The sequence below is a fragment of the Streptomyces sp. NPDC005774 genome (assembly GCF_042871645.1).
GTDB classification, from domain to species: domain Bacteria; phylum Actinomycetota; class Actinomycetes; order Streptomycetales; family Streptomycetaceae; genus Streptomyces; species Streptomyces pratens.
Genome location: NZ_JBIAIV010000010.1, coordinates 93,051 through 118,781 on the forward strand (window position 1 = coordinate 93,051; position 25,731 = coordinate 118,781).

Genomic DNA, 25,731 nt, shown 5'->3' on the forward strand with positions numbered 1-25,731 from the left:
TGAGCCCCGGAGGTGGGGGATCCTCGGAGGTGGGGGAGCCCGGCGCGGGGGGGGCCCCGGGCCCCCCCCCCCGGGGGCCCCCCGGGGGGGGCCCCCGGGGGGGCCCCCCCGGGGGGGCCCCCCCCCCGCCCCCCGCCCCCCCCCCGGGGCCCCCCCGCGTACGTGGGGGGGGGGGGGGGGGGGGGGGGGGGGGGGGGGGGGGGGGGGGCGGGGGGGGGGCGGGGGGGGGGGGGGGGGGGGGGGGGGGGGGCCCCCCCCCCCCCCCCGCGCCGGGCTCCTGCCTGTTTCTGCCCTCTGCGCGAGCCCCCGGTGCGGCTCCCCGCTTCGGCCTCCGGCCTGCTCCGGTGTCCGCTCCGGTGTCCGCTCGATGGTGACAAGACCGGCTAAAAGACCCCGCCACATTAACTTGCTTAACTCAATTAACCTCTATAAAGTTGCCCAAGTCAATGAGAACTGAGCCACGACGGAGAGCTCCCTGATGTCCGACGCACCCACCCGGCCCGCCGCGGCCGGGGAATCCGCGCCGCCCCAACCCAACGCCGTGGTGGCCGTACTGGCCTTCGGCGGCATCGTCGTCTCGCTGATGCAGACGCTGGTCATCCCGATCGTGGGACAGCTGCCGGCGTACCTGAACGCCTCGGCGTCGGACACCGCCTGGGCCATCACCGCGACGCTGCTCGCCGCGGCCGTCGCGACACCGGTCATGGGACGCCTCGGCGACATGTACGGCAAGCGGCGCATGCTCCTGCTCAGTATGAGCATGCTGATCATCGGCTCCGTGGTCGCCGGACTCAGCGACAGCCTGACCCCGATGATCGTCGGCCGCGCTCTGCAGGGCCTCGCGTCCGGTGTGATCCCACTCGGCATCAGCATCCTGCGCGACGAACTCCCCGCCGAGCGGTTGGGATCGGCGACCGCGGTGATCAGCGCCTCGCTCGGCGTCGGCGGCGCCCTCGGTCTGCCCGCCGCCGCGCTCATCGCCGACAACTTCGACTGGCACGCGCTGTTCTGGGTCTCGGCCGCCCTCGGCGTCGTCGCGCTCGCCCTGGTGACGGCCTTCGTACCGGAGTCGAAGGTACGCACCGGCGGCCGGTTCGACGTGCCCGGCGCGATCGGGATGGCGGCCGGCCTGATGTGCCTGCTGCTCGCGATCTCCAAGGGTGCCGACTGGGGCTGGGGGAGCGGCACCACGCTCGGCCTGTTCGCGGCGGCCGTCGTCATCCTGGTGGCCTGGGGCTTCTACGAGCTGCGCGTCACCGAGCCGCTGGTGGACCTGCGGGTCTCGGCCCGCCCCCAGGTGCTGGTGACCAACGCCGCCTCGGTGGCGATCGGCTTCGCGATGTTCTCCATGTCCCTGGTCATTCCGCAGCTGCTCCAGCTTCCGGAGCAGACCGGCTACGGCCTGGGCAAGTCGCTGCTGACGGCCGGCCTGGTCATGGCCCCGTCCGGCCTGGTGATGATGGCGCTGGCCCCGGTCTCCGCACTCGTCTCCCGTGCCAAGGGGCCGAAGGTGACGCTGATGATCGGCGCCCTGATCGTCGCCACGGGCTACGGGCTGAACGTCGTCCTCATGGCCGAGGTCTGGCACTTCGTGCTGGCGTCCTGCGTCATCGGCGCCGGTATCGGCTTCTGCTACGGGGCGATGCCCGCGCTCATCATGGGCGCCGTGCCCGCCTCCGAGACGGGCTCCGCGAACAGCCTCAACACGCTGATGCGGTCCCTGGGCACGTCCGTCGCCAGCGCCGTCGCCGGTGTCGTCCTGGCCCAGATGACCACGCAGCTCGGTGCGTTCGCGGTGCCCTCCGAGGACGCCTTCCGCACGGTGCTGGCGCTCGGCTCGGGTGCCGCGCTCGTCGGGTTCGTCGTGGCGGCCTTCATCCCGCGCAGGCGCCCGGAGGGCCCGACCGTGGCGCGTGCGGAGAGCGCGGAGAGCTCGGCCGGGGCGGGGACCGCGTCCGCCGGGGTTCCGGCCGCCAAGGCGTAGTCACAGGGCCGTGAGGCCGTGAGGCCGCGAGGCCGTGAGGAATCGGCGTTACAGATTCCCCGTCGGTTCGCTGCCGGTCCGTGCCGGGATACCCCACACACGCAGTACCTCGTAGTCGGTGAACTCGAGCACCAGCCGGTACGCCATGGCGGACCGGGGCCCGCGCACCTCGGCCGCGATGAACAGCTCGGCCTCGCGGCGGTCGCGGCGCGGGGTGCCGCACAACTGCCACGCCCGACCGTTCCACAGCTCCGGCAGCCAGCGCTGCTGGGGCTGGGGGCGGTCGCTGTGCATTCCGTACCGGGACGGGACGGGCCCGGTGGGCGCTTGCCGGTGCGCCGGCCCGTTGAACTCGGCGCGGCGGGCCGTACGCCGCCGGGTCTCGCACAGCAGGCACAGGTCGGGGGCGCTCTCGTCGACCGGGCCGGTGGGGTGCTCGGGGCAGCGCGTGCTGGGCACGGCCGTGCTGACGCTCTCCTCCAGCCGGTCCAGCGCGCGCTTCAGGTCCGCCCGGACCTCGTGCAACTTGGCGTCCGGGGCGTCCCCGGACAGGGCCTCACCGTGCTCACCGAGGACGCGCAGGGCGCGGCCCAGGGCGGTGAGCTGCGCGTGGTTCATGGTCGCCTCCGGAGTGGGTGGACGGGTCCAGTATCCCAGTCCCGGGTGCGACCGGTTCGGGCCCGGGTCGGTCCAGGTCAGTCCGTGGCGTCCTGCGGGCCCGGTGCCGGGCTCGGTGCCGGGCCCGGTGCCTTTGCCAGTGCCGCGCGCAGGTGGCCGTCCGCCCCGTTCAGGAGGCGGGCCGCGGTCGGGCCGTCCACGTCGGCCAGCAGGACCAGGATGGCGTTCTTCACCTCGCCGTCCGTGGCGGCCAGGGCACGCTCGATGTCGGCGTCGGCCGCCCCCGTCGCGAGGGCGACGATCCGGCGGGAGCGGGCGCGCAGCTTCTCGTTGGAGGCGCGCACGTCGACCATCAGGTTCCCGTACGTCTTGCCCAGCCGGATCATCGTGATCGTCGAGATCATGTTGAGGACGAGCTTCTGGGCGGTGCCGGCCTTGAGGCGGGTGGAGCCGGTCAGCAGCTCCGGGCCGACGACCACCTCGATGCCGTGCTCGGCCGCGGCGGCGAGCGGGCTGCCCGCGTTGCAGGCGAGGCCCACCGTCAGGGCGCTCCGCGCGCGGGCGTGCGTGACGGCGCCGACGGCGTACGGCGTGCGCCCGGAGGCGGAGACGCCGACCACCGTGTCGTCGGCGGTCAACGCCAGCGCGTCCAGGTCGGCCGCGGCCAGCTCCGCGGAGTCCTCGGCGCCCTCGACCGAGGTGACCAGGGCACCCGGGCCGCCCGCGATCAGGCCGACGACCTGGCCGGGGTCGGTGTTGAAGGTCGGCGGGCACTCGGAGGCGTCCAGGACGCCCAGCCGGCCGGCGGTGCCCGCGCCCGCGTAGATCAGTCGGCCGCCCCGGACCATCCGGTCGGCGATGGCGTCGATCGCGGTGGCGATCGCGGGCAGCCGCTCGGCCACGGCGGCGGCGACGGTGGCGTCCTCGCCGTTCATCAGCCGGGCGATGCCGAGGGTGGGCAGCCGGTCGACGTCCGCCAGCTCCGGACGGAACGCCTCGGTGGTCAGGGTCTCCAACTCCGCGCGGAGGGTACGGGGGCCGGGCGCGCCGGGCGTCTCGGGGGCGCCGGGCGTCCTGGGCGTGGCGGGCACGGAGGACTCGGACGTGTGGGTCATGGAACGAATTTCTCCGGTCTGTCCGGTGCTGGAACTGTGGTGGTGTGTGTGGGGGCGGGGCCGCGGCTAGCGGGAACCGCTCCGGTGCCGGTGGGCCAGTGCCTCGTAGGACGCGGACAGGGCAGGGGCGGCCGACTCGTAGGTGCGCTGGGCGATCCCCACGAACAGGCAGTCCACCACCAGGAGCTGACTGGTCCGGGACGACATCGCGGCCGGGCGCAGCTCGCTCTCGCGGGCCGTGGACGTGGTCAGTACGTGGTCGGCGTACTGGGTGACGGGCCCGTCCGGCCGGCCGGTGACCGCGATGGTCGTCGCCCCGCGCTCGAAGGCGACCCGGAGCGGTTCGATGACGTCACCGGTCGAACCGGAATGCGTGATCGCGATGGCCACGTCACCGGCGCGCAACTGCACCGCGTTGGTGACGGCGAGGTGCGGGTCGCCGGGGGCGTGGGCTATCAGCCCTATGCGCAGCAGTTTCTGGGTGAGGTCCTGGGCGACCAGGCCGGAGGCGCCGATGCCGTACACGTCCGTCCGGCGGGCGCCGGCCAGGGCGGCGACGGCCGCGCCGAGCTGGACGGTGTCCAGTCCGGCGGCCGTGTCGGCGAGGGTCTGCTGCTCGTCGTGGGCGAGCTTCGCGACGACGTCGGCGATGGGGTCGTCCACCGCGATGTCGGTGGTGATGGCGGGGGCCCGGCCCGACTCCTGCTGGGCGGCGAGCCCGGCGAGGGCCAGGCGCAGGTCGCGGTAGCCGGGATAGCCGAGCAGGCGGGCCGTGCGGACGACGGTGGCCTCGCTGGTGCCGGTGAGTCCGGCGAGGCCGGTGACCGTGAGGGCCGCGCAGCCGGCCGGGTCGCCCGCGACGGCCTCGGCGACCCGCTGCATGGAACGGGTCATCGACGGCGCCAGCGTACGGACCTTGGCCGCGAGGGCGGCGGGAGCGGGCGGGGCGGCAACGGAATTGCCGGAGGTGCTGGTGCGGCGCCGGTCCGCGAAAATTTCCTTCACATCCTGGGTCACCGTTGAAAGATATTTTCGTTTCGGTGGCGTGGTCAAGAGTGCGCACAATAGGGGCATGCACCCCCACGACGACCCCGGTGACCCCGACGGCCTCGACAACGGCCCCGACAACGGCCCCGACGACAGCCCCGTCGGCCCCGTCAGTCCTTTGGAGCAGGCCCTGCACGCGGCACGCGCACTCGTGCTCGCCGACCTGGTCGCGCACGAGGTCGCCGGGGCGGAGGTCGTCTCACTCGTCGAGGAGTCCGTGACGCAGCGCCGCTGGTGGGTCGAACAGTGGCCTCAGGGTGCCGAGTTCGTGGCCGGCCTGGTCGCCCAGGACGTGCAGGACGCCCTGCTGGACCGGTACGGACGCTGGCCGCTGTGCCCGGTGTGCGGCTCCGACGACCCGCACGCGCTGGAGGTGGAACCGGAGTTGGGTCCCGACCCGCACTGGGTGTGCCACCAGGCGGGCGTGCAGGTCGCGGCGGTGGGTTCGTTGAGCGGGGCCCCGGGCAGCGGGGCGGGCGGCGCGACGGGCGGTGCGGCCTCGGCATGACCGTGTACATCGACCCGCCCACCTGGCCGGGCCACGGCCGCCTCTGGTCCCACCTGGTCAGCGACGTCTCCTACGACGAACTGCACGCCTTCGCCGCCGCCCTCGGCGTCCCCCGCCGCGCCTTCGAGCGCGACCACTACGACATCCCCCAGCACCGGTACACGGACGTCGTGCTCGCCGGCGCGGTGGAGGTCAGCAGCCGCGAGGTGGTACGGCTGCTGCACGGAGCGGGCCTGCGGGTACGCAAGAGTACGGTGCGCGGGGGCGCGGTTCAGCGGCGGAGCTCGTAGAGGTACTCGCCCTTCGCCTCGTCCTCGCCGGCCCGGGTGAATCCGGCGCGGGTGACGACGCCCTGCGAGGCCACGTTGTCGTGGTCGATGACGGCGGTGACGATCCGTACGCCGTCCTGGGCCAGCGCCCACGCCGACAGCGCGCGCAGCGCCTCCGTGGCGTAGCCGTGGCCGCGGGCGTCCTCGACGAGGTCGTAGCCGACCTCGACCCGGCCGTCCTCGTCCGGGACGGCGTGGAACCCCATCGCGCCCACGGCGAGGTCGTCCTCCCGCCGGACCAGGACGTACGCGGTCCACTCCGGCCGGAACACCCCTTCCTCGTACTGCTTGACCATCATCCCGGCGCCCACCCGGGTGCCGTCGGCGGGAGTGGAACCGGCCCACGCGAAGCCGCCGTCACCGCCCGTGCCGAGGTCGGCGGCGCTCGCCGGCGTGAGGCCCTCCAGGCCGAGCCGTTCGCTGCGGAGCACCGGATTGCTGCTCCAGCGCCACGGGCCGACGGGCTCGCGCCCCGGCAGCTCGCCGCGCCCGGTCGCCCACAGCAGGGTCTGCCAGGGGGTGGGCCCCGGCCGGACGTGCGGGAAGATCCGGGTGAGGACGAACGAGGCCAGTTCGGCGGGCGGTTCGTGCCGTACGCCCAGGCCCTCGGTGATGTCGTGGGTGTGCAGCAGCACCTCGGCCACCCCCATCGCGGCGAAGCCCTCGCGGTTCGCTTGCCGGAAGGGATACGGGTGGAAGGCGCGGACCGCGCGCGGGGTGGTGCGGATCGTGGCGGCGAGGAGGGCACCGGTCGTCTCGATCACGGTCAGGAGGGCGGCGTTGTCGGTGCCGTCGTCCGGAGTCATCTCGAAGGGTATGTACGCGTCCTGCGCCCGACCGGCCAACTGACCGGCGTACGCGAGGAGATCGGAGGCGATGTGCACCGCGGTCTCCCGGCAGTCCCACTCCAGCCGCCCGGCCCGCACGCCTTCCCACTTCCGGTCGGTGACCGCCCGCAGGGCCGTCACGCAGTCCGCGACAACCTCCTCCACCCGTTCCGCCGGCTGTTCCGCTCCCAAGGCATGCATGAGGGGCAGGCTACGAGGGCGGCGGCGTCGGGGTCGACAGCATTTCCAGCTCGCCGCGGAGGTTGTACCGGGCCGTGGCCTCCCAGCGCTCCCGCCCGTACGGTGTGCGGAACAGGTCTGGCAGGCCGAGGAGTTGGCGCAGTACGGCGGCCCGCCCCTCGCGGAAGGCATCGTTGGGTACGAAGTGGTACTCCTCGCGGACGGCGGCGGTGTAGGCGGCGTACGCGGACGGGGGCGAGGCGAGGATCGCGAGGTCGGCGTCGCACAGCACCTGGCCGTCATGGTCGTCGTCGGCCGGATCATGGGTGACGGTGAGCCGCACCAGCCGCGCCACCTCGGCGGCCTTCGCCTCCGGCACCCCGGCCTCGGCCAGCGCCCGCTCGGCCAGCCGCGCCGACCGCTCCTCGTTCTCGGACCGGTCGGGCAGATACACGGCGTCGTGGAACCAGGCGGCGAGCCGTACGACGTCGGGGTCGTCCGCGTACCCCTCCAGCTCGTCGACCCGGTCGAGCACGGCGGCGAGGTGAGCAACGGTGTGATAGCGCCGCTGCGGCTCCTGCCAACGGGCGAGCAGGTTGTCGGCGTAGGGGGCGGGATCGGCCCCGCTCCCGCCCTCGGGACCGCGGGCCCCCTCCAGAGCCCGGACGAAACGCTCACGCAGAACACCGGTGTCGACCATGCGGCCATTGTTCCTGCTGCGCGCCCCGAGAGGGTCAGAGGTCGAACTCGGCCCGTACCGTGGGCCGCCTCTTCGGGGGCGGCCCGAGTGTTCCCGAGGGGGACCTGCCGCGGAGCGTGAGCGCTGCAAAGGACGGAGCGTCGACGGCTAAGGCAGGAATCCCTCGCCGTCCTCGGCCGGCCGCCGGCTGACCGGGGCCGTCAGCAGTCCGGCGATGGAGTCGGAGAGGAAGTCGCCCGCCGCGTGCCAGCGCGGCGGTTTGCCGTCGCGTTCCGCGAGTTCCTCCATGTCCGCGCACGCCGACATGACGATGTGGGTCATCAGCATGGCCCGGCCCCGGACGATGTCCCGGGGCAGGTGGTCGAGGCGGGTGACCACCGACCGGATGATCAGTGTGGCGGTGGGTGCCTGGGCCGCCATGCCGTAGAGCAGCGCGGTGGTGACGGGATGGTGCATCGCCTGGCTGACGAACCGTGCCCGCCAGGTCGGCCGGGGCAGCTCGGCGAGGGTGTCCGTCACGGGTACCACCAGGCTGCGTACGTCGTCCAGGAGCGAGTCGGAGCGCTCGAACATCGCCCGGCGGGGTTCCTCCAGCACCGAGAGGTGGCGTGTGAGCAGTGCGCGCAGCAGGCCCTCGCGGCCGCCGAAGTAGTAGCCCACGGCCGAGTGGTTGGTGTTTCCCGCGGTCTCGGCGACCTTGCGGTCCGAGACGTGGGAGATGCCCGACTGGACGAAGAGGCGTTCGGCGGCATCGAGCAGCGCGGTGCGCGCCACCTCTGATTTGGCCATCGGTAGTCGTCATCTCCTGTCCTGCGTGACCGTGCGTGGCGGATGTGCGTGGCGGAATCGACAACGTAACCCACGCACACGGATGTAAGTCATGTAACTTACATTGGTGACGGGTTTGTAAGTCGAGTGACTTACCGCCGGACTTCCCGGTTCTCCGCTTCCGCGGCCGATGGCCCTGACAGGACCATCCCCTTCCTCGGCCGGACGGCCGGCCTCCGACGCCCCGCCCTCTTCGCCTTCGCCTTTGCCCTCGCCTTCGACAAGGAGCCAGATTTCGTGGAGCCCTCCACCACCGCCCCGCCGGCCGGCGGCCCCTCGCCCGGCCCGGCCGGTTCTCCCGCCGCGTCCGGCACCCCGGGCCTGCCCGGCGCGCCCCAGGAGGAAGACCGGAAGACCCGGATCGGCCGCTACGTCGCCCTCTTCGCCATGCCCTTCCTGATGGTGACGATGATGTACGCGACCTACGTCGGGACCATGCACGCGCCCGCCCCCAAGGGCATGCCGGTGGCTGTCGTGGGCTCCGGGCAGATGGCGGAGAAGGTCGTCTCCGCGCTGGACTCCCTGCCGGGTGACCCCCTCGAGCCGCGGCTGGTCGCCACCGCCGGCGAGGCGCTCGACCTGCTCAAGGACCGCGAGGTCTCCGGCGCCTTCGAGATCCCCGCGAGCGGCCGGGGCGAGGCCGTGATCCACACGGCCTCGGCCGGCGGTGCCTCCCAGGCGAGTACGGTCCAGCAGCTCCTGGCCCCGGTGGCCGCCGAGAACCAGTGGCAGATCACGACCGAGGACGTCGCCCCGCTCCCCGACGGTGACATGTCGGGTGTCGCGGTCCTCTTCGCAGGTATGGGCATGATGCTGGCCGGCTATGTGCCGCTCAGCGTGCTGACGATGTCGCTGCCGTTCCTGCTGACGCTGCGTCGGTTCGTCCCCCTCCTCATCGGGTGGGCGGCGGTGACCAGCACCGTCATCTGGACTCTTCTCGGCCCGGTCGTGGGCGCCGTGGAGGGCCACTACCTGGAGTTCCTCGGCGTCGGCATGCTGGCCGTCGGCGCGGTCGGCATGACGCAGGTGCTCTTCACCAAGCTCGTCGGGCCGCTCGCCGTCCTGTTCGGGATGCTGCTGTGGGTCGTCTTCGGCATGCCGGCGTCCAACCTGGCACTGCCCGTCCACAACATGCCGGGCTTCTTCCAGTTCCTGCACGGGGTGCTGCCGCTGCCCGCCGCGGGCGAGTCCCTGCGCTCCCTGCTGTACTTCGACGGCCGTGGTATCGGCGGCTACCTGCTTCCGCTGGGTGTCTGGATCGTCGTCGCCTTCGTGCTCGCGCTGCTCAAGGAGCGCCGCTCCGGAACCGCGATCCCGGCGGCTCCCCAGGTCACCGACGTGAGCACCCCGCTGCCCGCGCTGGCCGGCGGCCCGGTGCGCTCCCCGAAGGTCCGCTACTTCGCCGCGGTCGCCTTCCCGCTGGCCATCCTGGTGGGTGTGGTCGGCAGCATGAGCGCCTCGATGCACCAGCCGAAGCTCCACGACATGCCCGTGGTCGTGGTCGCCGCCGACGCCGGACAGGCCGAGCAGCTGGCCGAGGGCCTGAAGCCGCAGCTCGGCGCCATGCTCGACATCCGGACCGGCACCTCCGTCGACGAGGTCAAGGACCGGATCCTCGAGCAGGAGGTCGTCGGCGCTTATGTCCTGCCGTCCACGGCGGACGGCACAGCCACCCTCTACAGTTCCTCGGCGGCCGGTTCCAGCCAGCAGATGGCGCTGCAGTCGGTGTTCCAGCAGGTCGCCGCCGGCGCGGAGATCCCCCTGGAACTGACCGACATCAAGCCGCTGACCAGTGACGACACCATGGGCAGCAACAGCATGTACGTCGGCATGTCCTGGATCATGGCCGGCTTCCTGATCATGGCGGTCCTGCGCGGCGGCGCCCCGGAGCTGACGCGGCTGCGCCACTTCGTGGTGAAGCTCGCCGGCTGGGCGGTCGGCATGGCGCTGTGGCTGTGGTTCCTCTTCGACGTCCTGATCGGCGCCGTCAACGGCCATGCCTTCGAACTGATCGGCTTCGGCGCGGTCACCATCTTCTGCGTCTCGCTGGTGACGGGTGTCTTCACCCGGACGTTCGGCCTCGCCGCGATCATCCCCGTGATGCTGGTCCTGATGCTGGCCGGTGTCCCCGCCTCCGGCGGCGGCATGTCCGTCTACATGGTCCCCGACCTGTTCCGCATGCTTCAGGACGTCCTCCCGCTGCCGGCCGCCGTCGACACCGCTCGCTCGCTGGTCTACTTCGACGGCCACGGCATCGGCCGCAACCTCCTGACCATCGCGGTCTGGGGCGCGGCCGGCCTGGTCCTGCAGTTCCTGGTGGACCTGTGGCTGGCCCACCGGGAGAGGAGGGCACCGGGCACGCAGCCTGGCACACAGCCTGGTTCCGACAGCTCCGGCACGTCCGGCACCGCCGGCAGTCCGGTCCCGGTCTCCGGTTCCACGAAGGAGAACGACGACTTGGAACCCGTACCGGCGAGCTGACCTCCGTCCGGGCCTGACGACGCGTCGGCAGGCCCGGACGGCCCACGGACGAAGCCTCCGCCGGTGCTGAGCCGCGATGTGGCCTTGAACCGCGACAGGGCCTCGAGCCGCTACTGGCTTGGCCCGCATGACGACTCCTGCTGATGTACATGCTGTGCGTGAACCCGGGCTTCCCGGGCGGTTGTTGACCGTTGAGCGGGACGCGCTGGTTCCGTTGCTGCGGGGACGGGCGGAGAAGGACTTCGCCCTGCCGGTCGTGGCCTGCCCGGGGTGGACCGTGCGGGACGTGCTGGCGCACTGTTCGGCCGCGCTCACACGGGTGGTGGAGAGCCGGTTCGAGAAGGGGGTGTTCTCGCCCGCGTCGAACGAACGGGACATCGCCGAGCGGGGCGCCTGGAGCAACCAGCGTGTGGTGGACGAGCTGGAGCGGGGGATGACCGGGGCCGGGGCGGTGATCGCCGGGGCCGGTGGGTTGCTGGACATCCTCGCGCTGGGCGAATGGGTGCATGGCGGGGACGTTCGCGAGGCGCTCGGGGAGCCCGGGGCGTACGCGGGGGCCGGACTGCCGTACGCGCTCGATCTGCTGGCCCACGTCACGGGCACGATGGGGCATCTGCCGCTGCACGCCGACCTCGACGACGCCGATGAGCCGCTGCGGCTCGGGGGAGTCTCCGGGGAGCGTCCTTTGGCGCGGTACATCGGGGACGGGGCGACGCTGGTGCGGCTGTACGCGGGGCGTTCGGTGAAGGGGGCCTCGTACGAGCTGGCCGGGGCGGAGGCCGCGGAGCTGAACATCTTCGGGGGGTGAGGCCGGCCGCGGAGTGTGGGGGCGCGGATCCCCGGTGGGCGGGCGTAGGCTGGATTGGACTAGACCTCTAGGGAGCCGAGTCTCTCTGCGGTGGGTCCGGTCGCCGGTCGACGCCCTTGAATGCCGAGGAATGGGGTCCCATGAGCAAGCGTGCTGTCCTGGAGGTGATCGCGCTCGACATCGAGGACGCGGTTGCCGCGCAGGCGGGAGGTGCGGACCGGCTCGAGCTGGTCACCGACATGGCCGCCGACGGACTCACCCCGTCCGCCACCACCGTCGCCGCCGTCCGCGCGGCCGTCGGCCTCCCGCTGCGGGTGATGCTGCGCCTCGCCGACGGGTTCGCCGCCGGTGACCCCGACCGGCTGGTGCGCACGGCCCACGAGATGCGGGACGCCGGCGCCGAGGAGTTCGTCCTCGGGTTCCTCGACGCCGACGGCCGGGTGGACCTGGACGCCGTGGAGCGGGTGGCCGGTGTGCTGGACGGCTGCCGCTGGACCTTTCATCGCGCCATCGACCGCGCCGCCGACCGCGACGCTCTCCGCAAGCAGCTCGACGGGCTGCCCGGCCTCGACACCTACCTGACGGCCGGCGCGCCCGGCGGTGTCGCCGACGGGCTGCCCACCCTGCTCGCCGAGGCCCGGCGCGGGCGAGGGGGCGAACCCGGCTACCAGCAGGAGCTGCTCGTCGGCGGCGGCCTGCGGCTGGAGCAGGTGCCCACCCTGCTCGCCGCCGGGATCCGCGCTTTCCACATCGGGGGCGCGGCCCGGCCCGGCGGATGGACCGGGCCCGTCTCGGCGGAGGCCGTCGCACAGTGGCGCAGGGTGGTGGACGGGGCGGTCGACGGAGCGGTCGGCGGCGGCTGACGGCGGTTCCGCCGGACCGGTTCCGCCGGACCGGTTCTGCCGGAACGGCTCAGTCCAGCAGCTGTTCCGGCAGGGGGGCCGCGTGCGTCACGATCAGGCCCGAGACCGCGCGGGTCAGGGCGACGTACAGGCGGCGCAGGCCGGTGCGTTCGTCGGGCTCGCCGTCGACCACGGCGCGCGGCTCGGCCAGGACCACGTAGTCGTACTCCAGTCCCTTCGCCAGGGACGCCGGCACCAGGGTGAGCCGGGTGTCGTACGTCGTCTCCTCGCCCGGCGCGACGTAACCGATGCCCGCCTCCGACAGGGCCCGAGCCAGCTCCGGGATCCGGGCGTCGGCGGCGATCAGGCCGACCGAGCCCTCGTGGGCCAGCAGTTCGCGGCAGGCCGCCAGCACGTCACCGGTCCCGTCGGCGTCGGTCCCGCCGTCACCGGTCCCGCCGGCGCCGGCGTGGGTGGCGGACGGGCGGATCGAGAAGAAGCCCGGGTTGTCGCGGATCGACGCCACCGGCGTCAGGCCCGGCGCGATGTGCGGGAGCAGCCGGGAGGCGTACGCGATCACGTCCGTCGGGACGCGGAAACCTGCGGTCAGCTCCTCGACCACCGCGTCCCGCTTGCCCAGGTGGCCCAGCGCCTCCTCCCAGCTCCGGGTCGACCACGGCGTGGTGCCCTGGGCCAGGTCGCCGAGGACGGTCGCCGAACCGGTGGTGCAGCGCCGGCCCACCGCCCGGTACTGCATGGGGGAGAGGTCCTGCGCCTCGTCGAGCACCACGTGCCCGAGGGAGTGGGTGCGCCGGATCAGGTCGGTGGCCTCGTCGATCAGTACCGCGTCCGCCGCCGACCACTTCGCGGACTTCACCGACCGCGCCGGCTTCGCCCAGAGGATCGCCTTCCGCTCGTCCTCGTCGAGCAGTCCGGCCGCGTGCTCGGCCAGGAACTCCGGATCCGCCAACAGCCGCAGGACGAGCTTCGCCGGGTCGACGGCCGGCCAGAGCGCCTTCACCGCCGCCTTCACCGCGCTGTTGCGGGCCACCGCGTCCTGCACCCTGTCGTCCGGTGCCTCCCCGGCCCGCTCCATCTGCACCAGCACGACGTGCGCGATGCGCTGCGGCAGGGCCTCGCGGGCGGCGCCGTAGCGGATGTCCCGGTCGAGCAACTGGCGGACCAGTTCCTCCAGTTCGTACGCCGGTACCCGCCAGCGGCGCGAGCCGCGCACGACGACGACCGGTTCGGTGGGCAGGGTCACGTGCGCGTAGAGGGCCCGGCGCAGTACCTCGGCCATCCTCGCGTCGCCCTTGACGAGCGCGGCCCGCGCGTCGTCCGTCCCGCGCACCTCGACATGGGCCACCAGGTCGTCCACCGTCGCCTGCCCGACCGCCAGCTCGCCCAGCGCGGGCAGCACCTGCTCGATGTAGTGCAGGAAGGACCGGTTCGGCCCGACGACCAGCGTGCCCGTGCGGGCCAGCCGCTCGCGGTGGGCGTACAGCAGGTAGGCGACCCGGTGCAGGCCGACGGCCGTCTTCCCGGTACCGGGACCTCCCTGCACGCAGACGCTGCCCGACAGGCCGGACCGTACGATCTCGTCCTGCTCGGGCTGGATCGTGGCGACGATGTCCCGCATCGGGCCGACACGCGGGCGCTCGATCTCCTGCTGGAGCAGCCTGCTCGTGACGGCCGCCTCGGTGGGGTCGGACAGGTGCTCGTCCTCGTACGCCGTGAGGTCCCCGCCGGTGTAGCCGAAACGGCGGCGCAGCGCGACGTCCATCGGGTCCTTCTTGGACGCCCGGTAGAACGGCTGGGAGACCGGCGCACGCCAGTCGATCACCATCGGGTCGCCGTCGGCGTCGTGCACATGCCGACGCCCGATGTGCAGTCTCCGATAAGCAGCCTCCGGCTGCGGGCGCTCCCCTTCCGCCCCCTCCGCCTCCTCGGCGCCCGGGGCGTGCAGGTAGTCGAGGCGGCCGAAGAAGAGCGGGGTGCCGCTGAGGTCGGCCAGGGCCTTGATGCGGTCCCCGATCTGCCGCTCCAGGATCTGCGCGTTGACCCAGTTCGCGGTGACGTCGCGGATGTCCAGGGCCTCGACGTCCTCGCGCATCGCGCGCAGGGCGGTACGGGACGCGGAGAGGTGGGAGCGCTCGCGGGCCAGTGGGCCTCCGCCGTCGACGTCACGGTTGACGTCACTGTCGACCTCGGTGCCGGCGGCGGGCATGGCTGGGGTGGCGGGTTCGGGGACGTGCGCGGGCACGGGTCTGCCTCCGGCTGGTGCTGGCGGTGATGCCGTGTGATCACGGCATGGCGGACCGTCCGGTTTCCGTCCGGGCGGTGGCACTCCGGCGAGGGAGGCGGGAAAGCCCCGGGCGGCTTCTGTTCCGGTGGCCGGGGCGAGCGGGAGAGTCTAGTCGGCTCCCGCACCGGGGGCGAACGATTAATCCGCCCGCCGCCCGCCGCCCGCCGCCCGGTCTCGTTTTCGGCCTCAGGGTTCGGGCTTCTGCACCCCTTAGGGCTCTCAGGGGCGCGGGTACTCCTCGAAGGGGAGACCGTGCGTCTCAGGGCGTACGCGACGTGACCTGAAGTCGGGCCCAGGGACCGATGCCCCGAATGGGTGATCTGGCGCACTCTGGATACATGAGCACAGCGACCTTCACCCCAGGCAGCCAGGCCGGTGGTCGGGGCGCCCCGCATCGAGGTGCCACCGCCATCGGCTCCGTCCACCACTCCCCGCACCGCATCGGCAACGCCCTGCGCGCGGTCCGGGTCTTCGCCGAGAGCTTCTTCTCGGTCGCCGTCCTCGGTGAGTACAGCGAGGAGGCGGGCGTTCGCCGGAGGTGACGGCCCGCCCGAGCCCCGGCCTTCCCCGCCCCGCCCGCAGTCGCGCGGGCTGAGTAGGCGGGCAGGTACCGGCTGAGTACGCGCACTCGTGTCCGGCACCCGTCACGCGGGTTGACTGGCGTCATGAGCCAAGCCCACTTCGCGCCTCTGATGCCGGCGGTGCCCCACCCGCCCGACCGGGACCGCTGGGCCTGGGTGGCGCCCACCGTCGTGACCGTGCTCCTGGCAGCTCTGCTGCCCGTGGCGTTCCTGTCGGGCGCGATGTCCGTCATGGCGACCGACGGTTGCGGGCCCGATGGCTGTTCGCAGAGGCTGATGACCGCCCTGGACGTGGTCCTTTGGTCGATGCCCGTCGGCGGCATCCTCGCCTTCTGCGCCTGGTTCACGTCCTGGGTGCTGCCGTGGAGGATCCGGTGGTCGGCCCTGCGCGCCTCGGCGGCAGCGCTCTCGCTGCTGCCGCCGCTCTTCACCGTGGTGCTGGTGTTCAACCTTCCCCAGGGGTGACCGCACACCCGGGCACCGCGCTAGCTGTCGGCGAGGAGCTCGTCCGCGTCCATGATCCGGTACGCGTATCCCTGCTCCGCCAGGAACCGCTGGCGGTGGGCCGCGAAGTCCTGGTCGATGGTGTCGCGGGCGACGACGGAGTAGAAGTGGGCCTGGTGGCCGTCCGCCTTGGGGCGCAGCACCCGGCCCAGCCGCTGGGCCTCTTCCTGCCGGGACCCGAAGGTGCCCGAGACCTGGATGGCGACCGTGGCCTCCGGCAGGTCGATCGAGAAGTTCGCGACCTTGGAGACGACCAGGACGCTGATCTCGCCCTCCCGGAACGCGTTGAACAGCTTCTCCCGCTGGGCGTTCGACGTCTCGCCCTTGATCACGGGGGCGTTCAGGTGCTCGCCCAGCTCGTCCAGCTGGTCGATGTACTGCCCGATGACGAGGATCTGCTGCCCCGCGAACCGCCGGACGATCGCCTCCGTGACCTTCCGCTTGGTGGCGGTCGTCGCGCAGAAGCGGTACTTCTCCTCCGTCTCCGCGGTGGCGTACGCGATCCGCTCGGAGTCGGTGAGGTTGACCCGGACCTCGACGCAGTCGGCGGGCGCGATGTAGCCCTGCGCCTCGATCTCCTTCCACGGCGCGTCGAACCGCTTCGGGCCGATCAGCGAGAACACGTCCGACTCGCGGCCGTCCTCCCGCACCAGCGTCGCCGTCAGGCCCAGTCGCCGCCGGGCCTGGAGGTCCGCCGTGAACTTGAAGACGGGCGCGGGCAGCAGGTGCACCTCGTCGTAGAGGATCAGGCCCCAGTCCCGGGAGTCGAACAGTTCCAGGTGCGGGTAGACGCCTTTGCGGCGGGTCGTCAGTACCTGGTACGTGGCGATGGTGACGGGCCGGATCTCCTTCCGCGTCCCGCTGTACTCACCGATCTCGTCCTCGGTCAGCGAGGTCCGCTTCACCAGTTCGTGCTTCCACTGGCGGGCCGAGACGGTGTTGGTGACCAGGATCAGCGTGGTCGACTTCGCCTGCGCCATCGTTCCGGCACCGACGAGCGTCTTGCCCGCGCCGCAGGGCAGGACGATCACGCCGGAGCCGCCGTGCCAGAAGTTCTCCACGGCCTGCTTCTGGTACGGGCGCAGCGCCCATCCGTCCTCGCGCAGTTCGATGTCGTGCGCCTCGCCGTCCACGTACCCGGCGAGGTCCTCGGCGGGCCAGCCCAGCTTCAGCAGCACCTGCTTGATCTGCCCGCGCTCCGAGGGGTGCACGGCGACCGTGTCCGGGTCGAGGCGGGCGCCGACCAGCGGGGCGACCCGCTTGGAGCGCAGCACCTCCTCCAGCACGGGCCGGTCGGTGCTGGTGAGGACGAGACCGTGCGCGGGGTGCTTGAACAGGCTGAGCCGGCCGTAGCGGTCCATCGTCTCGGCGATGTCGACGAGCAGCGCGTGCGGCACCGGGTAGCGGCTGTACTTCACCAGCGCGTCCACGACCTGCTCGGCGTCGTGGCCGGCGGCCCGTGCGTTCCACAGGCCGAGCGGGGTCACCCGGTAGGTGTGGATGTGTTCCGGCGCCCGCTCCAGCTCGGCGAACGGCGCGATGGCGCGACGGCATTCACCGGCCTGCTCGTGGTCGACTTCCAGGAGAAGCGTCTTGTCGGACTGGACGATGAGCGGACCATTCACGCGCGGCTGCCTTTCTGCGACGGGCTCGGCACGGGCACTGCACGGGCACAGCTCGGCCAAACGTCCAGTTTGCCTGATCACCCGCCGCCTGAGGGCCCCTGAGGGCCGGAGTGACAGCGGCCACAGGAGCAGGAGTCAGGAGCAGGAGCAGGAGCGGAGGCAGGGTGGACCGCGCCTCTCAGCAGACCGTGCCCGGTCCGGACGCCGTGGCGCGCAGCAGATCACGCACCAGGCCGAAGTCGATGCTCTCCACGTCCTCCGGCCTGCGGAACCGCAGGCAGCCCTTGCCCATGTCCTGCCCTGCCAGTCGGTCCTCGAAGGCCGCGCGGACGTCGCTTCGCATCAGGTAGAAGGAGACGTACCGCTTCTGCGAGGCGAAGGCGATCTCGGCCGTGCCGTCCCGCTCGTAGGCGGGCATGCCGTACGCCATCACCTCGGCGAAGCCCTTGAGCTCTTCCCCGCACAACCGCCGCAGCTCGCTCAGGGCGGCCCTGCGTCCCTCCGGGGCCTCGGAGAGGTAGCCGTCGACGTCCGCCGCGGTGCTCTGTGTCATACGTGCAGCGTACGCGGGGGCCCGCCCCGGACGGCGGAGCCCGCTCAGCTCTCGTCGTTCGCCAGTTCCGCGACCCCGGTGATCCGGTGCAGCGGGTACGTCCGTACCTCGTCGGCCGTGTGGTCGTACGCCGTGACGAAGCCGCCCTCGACGCGGACCGGGGCGATGACGCGCTGGCTGGCGGCGCCCTCCGCGTTCACGTAGCCGATCCACAGCGTCTCGCCGGTGAGGACGGCGGCCTGCATGGTGGCGAGGGTCTCGGCGGACCCGGTGCGCGGCAGTTCACCGCTCCCCGCCCCGGCCCCGGTCCCGTCCGCCTCCCCGGGCTTGACCTTGCGCGGGGCGGTCGAGGCGAGGTCGCCGGCGCGGACGGCGCGGATCGCCGCCGCGAGCAGCGTGTCGTCGGGCACCGGCGGCCCCTCCGGGACCGGCTCGGGTGCCGTGCGCGGCGGGGTGCGGCGGGCGTCGGCACGGGTGATCAGGACATCGCCCTCGGCGGACTCGGCGGCCGGCGCGAACCCCATCCGGCGCAGCCCTTCCAGCAGGCCGGCCGGATCGGCCTGCGCGGCCAGCACGGTCGGCGCGAGCCTGCGCAGGCCCAGTTCCGCGGCCCGCTTGTCGGCGAGGATCTCGTTCAGCATCGCGTCGTCGTCGCAGCGTACGTACGCGGAGGCCGCGCCCACCCGCAGATGTCCGTGCCTGCGGGCCACGTCGTCGATCAGATACGCCAGTGGCTGCGGCACCGGGGTACGGGAGTGCGCGGCGAGGAAGGCGTGCAGGTCGGTGGCGGCCCGGCCGGCGTCCAGGGCACGGCGTACCGAGCCCGGCGTGAACCGGTAGACGGTCGCCCCGCCCTTCGACTCCACGTCCGCCAGCACCCCCAGCATGTCCGCGAGCGGCCGCTGGAGCGGGCCGGGCGCGACCGCCGTCAGGTCGGCCTGGAGCAGGACGTGGTCCAGTGGTTCGGGCAGCTGCGGGGCGAGCAGCCGGGCGGCGGCGGCGGACGCGGCGGCCTGCTCGGCAGGTGTGAGGACGGTGAGGGCGGGAGAAGGCGGGGCGGGGGAGTCCGTGGCGGGGAAGTCCGGGTGCCCGGCCGCCGGCCGATGGTGGACGGGGAGCCGGTCGCCCGGCCCTGTCGACTCCGGCGCCCGGTCCGGCCGCTCGGCCTGCGCCTGCGCCTGCGTCTTCGGCGTGGGCATCCCGAGCAGGGCCCGGCCGTGCGCGGACAGCGCGCCGCGGCCGGTGACGCCCAGCATCTCGGCCTCGGCCAGCGTCCACCGGGTGAGCCGCGAGCGCAGATCGTCGCCCCCACCCCCGCCCGAGCCCGCACCTGTGCCCGAGCCTGTGGAACCGGAACCGGCGGCCCCGCCCGTCGCGCGCGGCGGCCGTTCCCACCGCAGCCGCTCCGACACCGACCCGGCGTCCGGCGCCGCACCCTCCGGCAGCCCCGCGAGCAGCGCCAGCACCCGGCGCCGCACCTCGGGCGCCGCCGACCGGTCGAGCCCCGGACCCAGGGCCGACAGGGTGTGGTCCTTCGCGTCCCGCCCGCCGACCAGGCCCGGCGTCCGGGTCGCCGTCAGCCACGCCGTGACCAGCGTCGTCCAGCGCTCGGCGGCGGGCCGCTCCCGCCAGGTGTCGTACGCCGGAGTCGCCGCGTACCGCTCGTCGGCCTCACCGTCGGAAGCCAACAGGCCGGCCGCGTAGGCGAGTTCGACCCAGAACGCGGCGACCTGCTCGGACACGTCCAGGGCGACGGCGGTCCGCTTCAGGTCGCGCACGCTCAGCCCGCCGGACCGCAGCACCGCCGGGCCGCCCTCGTCCCAGTCCTTCAGCAGCTCTTCGACGGTCGCCGACGCCGTGTACGCCTGCCCGGCCGCCGTCGCGTCCACCACCCGGGGAGGGTGCGTGGCCGCGGCCACGACCGGCGGCGGCACCGGCTCCACCGCCAGGTGCGCCCGCCCGCCGCGCAGATGCAGCGCCACCTCCCGCGGCAGGACGACCGTCCCGGGCGCGGTCGGCAGCAGCAGCCCCCGGTCCAGCAGCCGGCGCAGCCGGGTCGCCGGATCGGCGGTGACCTGACCGTAGGGCGGCCCCCAGACCAGCCGCTCCAGCACATCCAGCGACTCGAACGGCACCTCGGCCAGCAGCGCCGCCATCCGCTCCCGGTCCGTGAACAGCCCGGTCAGCGCCGCCACGGCGGAGACCGGGTCGTGCGTGGAGGGCAGTCCGGCCGTCGTCACGATCTCCTGGATCCGCCCCGGGGACATCCCGGCCGTCGCCTCCCGCACGGTCGGGCCGAGGCCCGTCGGCGAGGGATGCTGCGGGGAAGGGGAGAGCAGCTCACGGGCCGTACGGACCAGCCGCAGCCGGTCGTCGGCACCCCACACCAGCGCCTGCTCGCGCAGCGTCCGCACGGCACCCGGCAGTGCGGCGGCCACCACCCGGTCGCCCTCGTCGCCCGCCAGCAGCCCGAGCAGCTCGTCGTACGGCGCCGGATCCGCCGCCACGGCCAGCGCCTGCGCGGTCTGCGTCGTGAACCGGTCCAGCCGGTCCAGGGCGCGGACGACCGAGGCGCGGGTACCGGCCCGGGTGGCCAGCTGCGTGAGGTCGGCGGGCACGGGCGTGACAAGGTCCGGCCGGCTGCGCAGGAGCGCGGCAAGCTCGGCGTCGTCCCGTCCCCGGAGCGCCTCCGCGAGGGATCGGGGGGCCGCCGCTGGCTTCTCCTCGGTGCTCATCCGCATCACCGTAGCGGGTGGATACGCCGGTGGGGTGCGTGGAGTTGGGCCGGGCGGCCGGACTCGCGGTACCGTCGTCCGACGTCGCCCGCCAACGCATCCGCCCTGGAGGGGACTTCGTGGGTATCGAGAGTGACCAGATCGTCTACGAGTATCTGAGCCGCGTCGGCGACGTGGCCCAGCAACGGCAGCTGCCGTCGGCGACCCGTATGCGTCTGGTCGCCGGCCTGCGGGACGAGATCGACCGGTACCGGGCGAAGGCCGTCGTCGATTCCCCGGCCGCCGTGCGCCGCATCATCTCCCGCATGGGGACCCCGGACGAGATCGTGACGGCGGCCTCCACCGGTGCCCCCGGCGCACCCGGCTCCTCCGGCACCGGGGGGACGGCTCGGGGGGCGGAGGGGAACGGGGGCGCCGCCCCGGGCAAGCCCGGGGCGGCGCCCGCGCCCACCGCGGTCCCCGCCCAGCGGGCCGGCGACCGCGCCCAGCGGGCGAAGAACGTCCTGCGCCGCGCCGTCCCCCGCCCCCGCCCGGCCGGGGACCCGAACGCCGCACCCTCCGCCCCCGCCGGACCGTCCGCACCGCACCAGGCCGGTACGGACGAACTCGGCGACAGCGCCGAGCAGCCCGACTGGTGGCGGGTGGACAGCAGCCCCTTCGGCGTCGGCGACACGGTCCCCGGATTCGTCGGCGGCGTGGAGATCCCCGAACTGCTCAAGGCCCCGCCGTCCATGGACGCGAAGGACGCCGACGGCACCGACGGGCCGGGCGGACCGGGTGGGCAGGGCGGGAAGGCGGCCGGGCCGTCCGTACCCGGCGCGCGCACCGCTGCGCGGGCCGAAGGGGCCCCGGCCGCCGTCGAGACCGGGGCCGAGAAGAGCGGCTCCGCCACCCGCCGCCGGCTCCCACGCCTGCCGTCCGGCGGCTGGAGCAACCCCCTGCTCCTGGTCGCCGCGGGCCTGCTGGTCGTGGGCGCCGTGCTCGGCAACTGGTTCGCCCTGTTCCTCGGCTGGGTCATCGTCTACGCCTCCCGCCGCCTGAGCCGGGCCGAGATCAAGTGGGCGGTCGTCGTCCTGCCCGGTCTCGCGCTCGCGGGTGGAGCCGGCTGGCTCTGGGGCAGGACCGAGGAGCGCTGGGGCACCCCCATCGCCGACGGCACCATGAACGACGCCGTCTCCGAGACCTGGCCCTGGGTGGTCCGGGCCGCGGCCGTCGCCTCGGCCCTGTTCCTGACCTGGCGCTCCCAGCGCCCCCGCTGAGGGGCGCGTACACCGCCGCCGAGCGAGGGAGCACCGCCGGCGGCCTGTTGTTTGCGTGCACTGGGCACAATGGCGGATATGGCCTCCACGACCACGCCCCCGCCCACCGTCGGCTTCGACCTCGACATGACGCTCATCGACTCCCGGCCCGGCATCCGCGCCTGCTACCGGGCACTCTCCGAGCGGACCGGGACCCACATCGACGCCGATCTCGCCGTCACCCGGCTGGGACCGCCCCTCACGGACGAGCTGATCAACTGGTTCCCGGCCGAGCGGATCGACGAAGTGGCCGACCTGTACCGGGCGATGTACCCGACGTACGCCATCGCCGCCACGCCCGCGCTGCCCGGCGCCCGCGAGGCGATGGCCGCCGTACGCGAGGCGGGCGGGCGCGCCGTCGTCGTCACCGCGAAGCACGAGTCGAACGCCAAGCTGCACCTCGCCCACCTCGGTATCGACCCGGACGCCGTGATCGGCAACCTGTGGGCCGAGCAGAAGGCACTGGCGCTGCGCGAGCACGGTGCGAGCGTGTACGTCGGCGACCACGTGGGCGACGTGCGCGGCGCGCGGGCCGCCGGCGCGCTGGCCGTCGCCGTCGCCACCGGCCCCTGCGACCCCGCGGAACTGCGGGAGGCGGGCGCGGACGTGGTCCTCGCCGACCTGACGGAATTCCCCGGCTGGCTCACGGACTACATGAACGACCAGGAAAACGGGGGCACGCCCGGTTACTCCCCGGCGGCACGCGCCTGACGGCGTCCCGCCGCGGCCGAGCGCAGCACGCCCGCCCCGGCCATCAGGAATCCGACGCCCATGAGCATGCTCAGCACGAACATGTACGTCGGAAACGCCTCGATTCCGAGGAACAACGGGGCCACCGTGACCAGAGTGGCCACGGCGCCGATGATGAACACGATGCCGCCGGCACGGATCAGGCCGTCTCCGGGAGCCGGGGAATTCGCTTGGGTTTTGTCAGCCACCGGACCAGGGTAGTTCCTGGCCCGAGGGAACAACCCGGCGGCAGTCTTGTCACCTGCCCGGAGACCATTAGCCTTGGTAGCGGCGGGTCACCGGGACCCGCCCGAGTGCTATCAAGAGCCGTTCAAGAGCCGTTTTCCGAAGCAGTTTTCCGACGAGTACGAGGACGAGGACAGACGTGCCTACCGGCAAAGTCAAGTGGTTCAACAATGAGAAGGGCTTCGGCTTTCTCTCCCGCGACGACGGCGGTGACGTCTTCGTCCATTCCTCGGTCCTCCCCGCCGGACTCGAGACGCTGAAGCCGGGCCAGCGCGTCGAGTTCGGCGTGGTCGCCGGACAGCGCGGTGATCAGGCCCTGTCCCTGACCGTCATCGACCCGACCCCGTCGGTCGCGGCGGCCCAGCGCAAGAAGCCCGACGAGCTGGCCTCCATCGTCCAGGACCTGACGACCCTGCTGGAGAACATCACGCCGATGCTGGAGAGGGGGCGCTACCCGGAGCGCACCTCGGGGAAGCAGATCGCCGGCCTCCTGCGCGCCGTCGCCGACCAGCTGGACGTGTGAGAGCAGCACCCCGTCACGGGAACCGCAGCGCGTCCGGGCCGAGGGACGGCACCAGTCCCTCGGCCGCCGCGCGCGTCAGCAGGCCCCGCACCGCCGCATAGCCGTCCTCGCCCAGGTCGGCGGTGAACTCGTTGACGTACAGCCCGATGTGCTGGTCGGCGACGGCCGGGTCCATCTCCTGGGCGTGCTCCATGACGTACGGACGCGTCGCCTCGGGGTCGTCCCAGGCGGCCCGTACGGAGGTGCGGACCGAGTCGGCGAGCAGGGTCAGGGTCTTCGGGCCGAGGGACCGCTTGGCGATGATCGCGCCGAGCGGGATCGGCAGCCCGGTGGTCCGCTCCCAGTGCTCGCCCATGTCGGCGAGCTTGTGCAGCCCGTAGTTCCGGTACGTGAAGCGCGCCTCGTGGATCACGAGTCCCGCGTCGACCTTCCCGTCCCGCACGGCCGGCATGATCTCGTGGAACGGCATGACGACGACCTCGCCGATCCCGCCGGGCAGGGTGTCCGCCGCCCAGAGGCGGAAGAGCAGGTACGCCGTCGACTTCTCGCTCGGCACCGCGACCGTACGGCCGCTCAGGTCCCCGTACTCCTCGCCCCGCGTCAGTACCAGCGGGCCGCAGCCGCGGCCCAGCGCGCCCCCGCAGGGCAGCAGGGCGTACTCGTCGAGGACGTAGGGGAGGGCCGCGTACGACACCTTCAGCACGTCGAACTCGCCGCGCTCGGCCATGCCGTTGGTGATGTCGATGTCGGCGAAGGTGACGTCGAGGGCGGGCGCACCGGGGACTCGGCCGTGCGCGAGGGCGTCGAAGACGAAGGTGTCGTTCGGGCAGGGGGAGTACGCGATGCCCAGCGGCCGGCCGCCGGTCGCGGACTGCTCGCCGGTCTCACGGGTCTCGCCGGTCTCACGGGTCTCGCCGGTCTCACGGGTCTCGCCGGTCTCACGGGTCTCGCCGGTCTCGCGGGTTTCGTCGGGCTTGCGGGATTCACTGGTCATGCCGGTTCCAACTCTCCAGGACGGGCGCGAGCTTCCCGAAGCCCTCGGTGAGGGCCGTCAGGGCGTCGCCGATGCGCCAGGCGGCGCGGTCGCGCGGGCCGACGGGGTTCGACACCGCCCGGATCTCCAGCACGGGCACACCGTGCGCGGCGGCGGCCTCGGCGACCCCGAAGCCCTCCATGGCCTCGGCGAGCGCGCGGGGGTGCAGGTCACCGAGGTGCGCGGCGCGGGCCGCGGTGCCGGTCACCGTCGACACGGTGAGGACAGCGCCGGTGAGCGCGCCGACCGCGGCGGCCACGTCACGGACGAGGGCGGCGGGGGGCAGGTGGGTGACGGTGCCGAAGCCGAGGGCGGTCACCGGCAGGAAGCCGTCCGCCGTCCCCGCGCCCAGGTCGGCGACGGTGATCTCGTCGGCGACGACGAGTGAGCCGACGGGCGCGTGGGGTGCGAAGCCGCCGGCGATCCCGGCCGAGACGACGAGGTCGTAGGGGCGGCCGGTCAGGGCTGCGGCGGTGAGGGCGGTGGCCGTGGAGGCGGCGGCGAGGGCCGGGCCGACACCGGCGGCGAGCACGTCGGGGCCGTCGGCGATCTCGACCACGGTCACTCCCGGCAGGGCGACCTCGTGCGAGGCCCCCGGGAACGCCCCGGCCACCGCGTCCCGCTCGGCGGGGACCGCGGTGACCACGAGAACGCCGCCCCGGGCCCTCGGACCCGTACGGGCGGGGAACCCGGGGACGGCGGACGTACCGGGGCCGTCAGCGCCGCCGGGGCTCTCGGGGTTGCGCGGGCCGGGCGGGTTGATCAGGCGTCCTTCTTCAGCCGGAAGGACCACAGGCCCGTGGCGTTGCTCTCGCCCTCCTTGACCGACACCAGGGTCGAGTTGCCCTGGGCGCCGTACTGGGCGTTGAAGAACACGCTGCCGGGGATGGTGCGGTACGTCTTGGTGCTGGAGTCGGTCAGCGGCTGGCCGTTCATCAGGATCGTCCAGCCGTTGTCGGCGATCTCCGGGTCGACACCGAAGCGCACGGTCTCGTCCGGGTCGACCGTGATCTCCTTGACACCCTTGTCCTGCAGGCACTTGGTGACGTCGGCGGCCTTCAGCGCGTCGCCGTGGCCGCCGCAGGTCGCCTCGGAGCTCACCGAGGAACTGCCGACGGTGAGGGTGGAGATCGCCGTCGGCTTGTCACAGGCCGACAGGACGAGCAGTCCGGCGGATACGGCGCCGGCGGTGGCGACGGCACGGCGGCGCCGCACGGCGCGGGCACTCGGAGCGGCTGCGCCGCGAGGCAACGTGGTCATGGGCGAAAGGCTATCGGGCGCGCCCCGTCCGCTCCCCACGTGGGGGTACGGCGTGGCCGGAGCGTTACGCCA

General features: G+C 73.3%; 25 protein-coding genes. 11 read left to right on the forward strand and 14 right to left on the reverse strand.

Features of this window, described 5'->3' with window-relative positions; all coding sequences use genetic code 11:
- Positions 1–478 precede the first annotated feature (478 nt).
- The gene (locus ACFYQA_RS12380; protein ID WP_388915416.1) at positions 479–1,984 is read left to right on the forward strand and encodes an MFS transporter; all 1,506 of its coding nucleotides are present in this window, start codon (positions 479–481) and stop codon (positions 1,982–1,984) included.
- 48 nt (positions 1,985–2,032) lie between these two features.
- On the opposite strand, the gene ACFYQA_RS12385 is transcribed toward ACFYQA_RS12380, so the two are convergent.
- From ACFYQA_RS12385 to ACFYQA_RS12395, 3 genes are all read right to left on the reverse strand, one after another.
- Positions 2,033–2,602, reverse strand: coding sequence for a hypothetical protein (locus ACFYQA_RS12385; protein WP_388915418.1), 570 nt, complete (start codon positions 2,600–2,602; stop codon positions 2,033–2,035).
- Positions 2,603–2,679: 77 nt separating this feature from the next.
- Positions 2,680–3,717 carry an N-acetylmuramic acid 6-phosphate etherase gene (murQ, locus tag ACFYQA_RS12390; protein ID WP_388915420.1) on the reverse strand — a complete coding sequence of 346 codons (1,038 nt, stop codon included), beginning with the start codon at positions 3,715–3,717 and terminating at the stop codon, positions 2,680–2,682.
- Between the two features lie 66 nt (positions 3,718–3,783).
- Positions 3,784–4,734: a MurR/RpiR family transcriptional regulator gene (locus tag ACFYQA_RS12395; protein ID WP_388915422.1), complete on the reverse strand. Its 951-nt coding sequence runs from the start codon at positions 4,732–4,734 to the stop codon at positions 3,784–3,786.
- Between the two features lie 55 nt (positions 4,735–4,789).
- Here ACFYQA_RS12395 and ACFYQA_RS12400 point away from each other — a divergent pair, with 55 nt between their 5' ends.
- Positions 4,790–5,272 (forward strand): hypothetical protein, encoded by a 483-nt coding sequence (locus tag ACFYQA_RS12400; protein WP_388915425.1) that lies wholly within the window; start codon positions 4,790–4,792, stop codon positions 5,270–5,272.
- A complete protein-coding gene (locus ACFYQA_RS12405) occupies positions 5,269–5,562 on the forward strand; it encodes a DUF4031 domain-containing protein (RefSeq protein ID WP_388915428.1) in 294 nt (97 codons plus the stop codon). Before ACFYQA_RS12400 ends, ACFYQA_RS12405 begins: the two co-directional genes overlap by 4 nt.
- Here ACFYQA_RS12405 and ACFYQA_RS12410 read toward each other — a convergent pair.
- The 3 genes from ACFYQA_RS12410 to ACFYQA_RS12420 all read right to left on the reverse strand — a co-directional run bounded on the left by ACFYQA_RS12410 (position 5,544) and on the right by ACFYQA_RS12420 (position 8,097).
- Positions 5,544–6,629 carry a GNAT family N-acetyltransferase gene (locus ACFYQA_RS12410; protein ID WP_388915431.1) on the reverse strand — a complete coding sequence of 362 codons (1,086 nt, stop codon included), beginning with the start codon at positions 6,627–6,629 and terminating at the stop codon, positions 5,544–5,546. The genes ACFYQA_RS12405 and ACFYQA_RS12410 overlap by 19 nt on opposite strands.
- Before the next feature lie 10 nt (positions 6,630–6,639).
- Entirely contained in the window at positions 6,640–7,308 is a 669-nt protein-coding gene (locus ACFYQA_RS12415; protein WP_388915434.1) for a hypothetical protein, read from the reverse strand.
- A gap of 147 nt (positions 7,309–7,455) precedes the next feature.
- Positions 7,456–8,097 carry a TetR/AcrR family transcriptional regulator gene (locus ACFYQA_RS12420; RefSeq protein ID WP_388915437.1) on the reverse strand — a complete coding sequence of 214 codons (642 nt, stop codon included), beginning with the start codon at positions 8,095–8,097 and terminating at the stop codon, positions 7,456–7,458.
- Between the two features lie 276 nt (positions 8,098–8,373).
- Between ACFYQA_RS12420 and ACFYQA_RS12425 the strand changes: the two genes are divergently transcribed.
- From ACFYQA_RS12425 to ACFYQA_RS12435, 3 genes are all read left to right on the forward strand, one after another.
- A complete protein-coding gene (locus ACFYQA_RS12425; protein ID WP_388915440.1) occupies positions 8,374–10,617 on the forward strand; it encodes an ABC transporter permease in 2,244 nt (747 codons plus the stop codon).
- A 127-nt stretch (positions 10,618–10,744) separates the two neighbouring features.
- Positions 10,745–11,425 carry a maleylpyruvate isomerase family mycothiol-dependent enzyme gene (locus tag ACFYQA_RS12430; protein WP_388915443.1) on the forward strand — a complete coding sequence of 227 codons (681 nt, stop codon included), beginning with the start codon at positions 10,745–10,747 and terminating at the stop codon, positions 11,423–11,425.
- A gap of 140 nt (positions 11,426–11,565) precedes the next feature.
- Positions 11,566–12,288: a copper homeostasis protein CutC gene (locus ACFYQA_RS12435; RefSeq protein ID WP_388915446.1), complete on the forward strand. Its 723-nt coding sequence runs from the start codon at positions 11,566–11,568 to the stop codon at positions 12,286–12,288.
- Positions 12,289–12,337: 49 nt separating this feature from the next.
- Here the strand turns inward: ACFYQA_RS12435 and ACFYQA_RS12440 are convergent, their stop codons facing one another.
- Positions 12,338–14,494, reverse strand: a complete 2,157-nt coding sequence (locus ACFYQA_RS12440; RefSeq protein WP_388915663.1) for a HelD family protein — start codon at positions 14,492–14,494, stop codon at positions 12,338–12,340.
- Between the two features lie 416 nt (positions 14,495–14,910).
- Here ACFYQA_RS12440 and ACFYQA_RS12445 point away from each other — a divergent pair, with 416 nt between their 5' ends.
- Both ACFYQA_RS12445 and ACFYQA_RS12450 read left to right on the forward strand, forming a co-directional pair.
- Entirely contained in the window at positions 14,911–15,114 is a 204-nt protein-coding gene (locus ACFYQA_RS12445) for a hypothetical protein (RefSeq protein WP_388915449.1), read from the forward strand.
- Between the two features lie 123 nt (positions 15,115–15,237).
- A complete protein-coding gene (locus tag ACFYQA_RS12450; protein WP_388915452.1) occupies positions 15,238–15,618 on the forward strand; it encodes a hypothetical protein in 381 nt (126 codons plus the stop codon).
- 20 nt (positions 15,619–15,638) lie between these two features.
- Here the strand turns inward: ACFYQA_RS12450 and ACFYQA_RS12455 are convergent, their stop codons facing one another.
- The 3 genes from ACFYQA_RS12455 to ACFYQA_RS12465 form a co-directional block, all read right to left on the reverse strand.
- Positions 15,639–17,282, reverse strand: coding sequence for a DNA repair helicase XPB (locus ACFYQA_RS12455; RefSeq protein WP_388915455.1), 1,644 nt, complete (start codon positions 17,280–17,282; stop codon positions 15,639–15,641).
- A 178-nt stretch (positions 17,283–17,460) separates the two neighbouring features.
- Complete coding sequence (locus ACFYQA_RS12460) at positions 17,461–17,835, reverse strand: iron chaperone (RefSeq protein ID WP_388915458.1); 375 nt, start codon at positions 17,833–17,835, stop codon at positions 17,461–17,463.
- A 44-nt stretch (positions 17,836–17,879) separates the two neighbouring features.
- On the reverse strand, positions 17,880–20,570 hold the full coding sequence (locus tag ACFYQA_RS12465; RefSeq protein ID WP_388915461.1) for a helicase C-terminal domain-containing protein: 2,691 nt from the start codon (positions 20,568–20,570) through the stop codon (positions 17,880–17,882).
- Positions 20,571–20,689: 119 nt separating this feature from the next.
- Here ACFYQA_RS12465 and ACFYQA_RS12470 point away from each other — a divergent pair, with 119 nt between their 5' ends.
- The gene (locus tag ACFYQA_RS12470) at positions 20,690–21,829 is read left to right on the forward strand and encodes a hypothetical protein (RefSeq protein ID WP_388915464.1); all 1,140 of its coding nucleotides are present in this window, start codon (positions 20,690–20,692) and stop codon (positions 21,827–21,829) included.
- 69 nt (positions 21,830–21,898) lie between these two features.
- Complete coding sequence (locus ACFYQA_RS12475; RefSeq protein ID WP_388915467.1) at positions 21,899–22,579, forward strand: HAD family hydrolase; 681 nt, start codon at positions 21,899–21,901, stop codon at positions 22,577–22,579.
- Here ACFYQA_RS12475 and ACFYQA_RS12480 read toward each other — a convergent pair.
- Positions 22,555–22,806: a hypothetical protein gene (locus ACFYQA_RS12480; RefSeq protein ID WP_388915469.1), complete on the reverse strand. Its 252-nt coding sequence runs from the start codon at positions 22,804–22,806 to the stop codon at positions 22,555–22,557. The two genes, ACFYQA_RS12475 and ACFYQA_RS12480, sit on opposite strands and share 25 nt — an antisense overlap.
- A gap of 176 nt (positions 22,807–22,982) precedes the next feature.
- On the opposite strand from ACFYQA_RS12480, the gene ACFYQA_RS12485 reads away from it, so the two are divergent.
- The gene (locus tag ACFYQA_RS12485; protein WP_386396821.1) at positions 22,983–23,366 is read left to right on the forward strand and encodes a cold-shock protein; all 384 of its coding nucleotides are present in this window, start codon (positions 22,983–22,985) and stop codon (positions 23,364–23,366) included.
- A 13-nt stretch (positions 23,367–23,379) separates the two neighbouring features.
- Here the strand turns inward: ACFYQA_RS12485 and ACFYQA_RS12490 are convergent, their stop codons facing one another.
- The 3 genes from ACFYQA_RS12490 to ACFYQA_RS12500 form a co-directional block, all read right to left on the reverse strand.
- On the reverse strand, positions 23,380–24,360 hold the full coding sequence (locus ACFYQA_RS12490; protein ID WP_388915474.1) for a 1,4-dihydroxy-6-naphthoate synthase: 981 nt from the start codon (positions 24,358–24,360) through the stop codon (positions 23,380–23,382).
- Positions 24,350–25,045: a futalosine hydrolase gene (locus tag ACFYQA_RS12495; protein WP_388915666.1), complete on the reverse strand. Its 696-nt coding sequence runs from the start codon at positions 25,043–25,045 to the stop codon at positions 24,350–24,352. Before ACFYQA_RS12495 ends, ACFYQA_RS12490 begins: the two co-directional genes overlap by 11 nt.
- A 116-nt stretch (positions 25,046–25,161) precedes the next feature.
- The gene (locus ACFYQA_RS12500) at positions 25,162–25,659 is read right to left on the reverse strand and encodes a DUF2771 domain-containing protein (RefSeq protein WP_388915477.1); all 498 of its coding nucleotides are present in this window, start codon (positions 25,657–25,659) and stop codon (positions 25,162–25,164) included.
- Positions 25,660–25,731: the final 72 nt, after the last annotated feature.

What these genes read in the sequence shown, in the direction of transcription:
- ACFYQA_RS12415 (WP_388915434.1), bottom strand. Translation starts at nt 7,308, where the DNA reads ATGGTCGACACCGGTGTTCTGCGTGAGCGTTTCGTCCGGGCTCTGGAG.
- ACFYQA_RS12400 (WP_388915425.1), top strand. Translation starts at nt 4,790, where the DNA reads ATGCACCCCCACGACGACCCCGGTGACCCCGACGGCCTCGACAACGGC.
- ACFYQA_RS12405 (WP_388915428.1), top strand. Translation starts at nt 5,269, where the DNA reads ATGACCGTGTACATCGACCCGCCCACCTGGCCGGGCCACGGCCGCCTC.
- ACFYQA_RS12490 (WP_388915474.1), bottom strand. Translation starts at nt 24,360, where the DNA reads ATGACCAGTGAATCCCGCAAGCCCGACGAAACCCGCGAGACCGGCGAG.
- ACFYQA_RS12440 (WP_388915663.1), bottom strand. Translation starts at nt 14,494, where the DNA reads ATGCCCGCCGCCGGCACCGAGGTCGACAGTGACGTCAACCGTGACGTC.
- ACFYQA_RS12385 (WP_388915418.1), bottom strand. Translation starts at nt 2,602, where the DNA reads ATGAACCACGCGCAGCTCACCGCCCTGGGCCGCGCCCTGCGCGTCCTC.
- ACFYQA_RS12450 (WP_388915452.1), top strand. Translation starts at nt 15,238, where the DNA reads ATGAGCCAAGCCCACTTCGCGCCTCTGATGCCGGCGGTGCCCCACCCG.
- ACFYQA_RS12445 (WP_388915449.1), top strand. Translation starts at nt 14,911, where the DNA reads ATGAGCACAGCGACCTTCACCCCAGGCAGCCAGGCCGGTGGTCGGGGC.
- ACFYQA_RS12460 (WP_388915458.1), bottom strand. Translation starts at nt 17,835, where the DNA reads ATGACACAGAGCACCGCGGCGGACGTCGACGGCTACCTCTCCGAGGCC.
- ACFYQA_RS12500 (WP_388915477.1), bottom strand. Translation starts at nt 25,659, where the DNA reads ATGACCACGTTGCCTCGCGGCGCAGCCGCTCCGAGTGCCCGCGCCGTG.
- ACFYQA_RS12465 (WP_388915461.1), bottom strand. Translation starts at nt 20,570, where the DNA reads ATGAGCACCGAGGAGAAGCCAGCGGCGGCCCCCCGATCCCTCGCGGAG.
- ACFYQA_RS12475 (WP_388915467.1), top strand. Translation starts at nt 21,899, where the DNA reads ATGGCGGATATGGCCTCCACGACCACGCCCCCGCCCACCGTCGGCTTC.
- ACFYQA_RS12380 (WP_388915416.1), top strand. Translation starts at nt 479, where the DNA reads ATGTCCGACGCACCCACCCGGCCCGCCGCGGCCGGGGAATCCGCGCCG.
- ACFYQA_RS12410 (WP_388915431.1), bottom strand. Translation starts at nt 6,629, where the DNA reads ATGCATGCCTTGGGAGCGGAACAGCCGGCGGAACGGGTGGAGGAGGTT.
- ACFYQA_RS12430 (WP_388915443.1), top strand. Translation starts at nt 10,745, where the DNA reads ATGACGACTCCTGCTGATGTACATGCTGTGCGTGAACCCGGGCTTCCC.
- ACFYQA_RS12435 (WP_388915446.1), top strand. Translation starts at nt 11,566, where the DNA reads ATGAGCAAGCGTGCTGTCCTGGAGGTGATCGCGCTCGACATCGAGGAC.
- murQ (WP_388915420.1), bottom strand. Translation starts at nt 3,717, where the DNA reads ATGACCCACACGTCCGAGTCCTCCGTGCCCGCCACGCCCAGGACGCCC.
- ACFYQA_RS12420 (WP_388915437.1), bottom strand. Translation starts at nt 8,097, where the DNA reads ATGGCCAAATCAGAGGTGGCGCGCACCGCGCTGCTCGATGCCGCCGAA.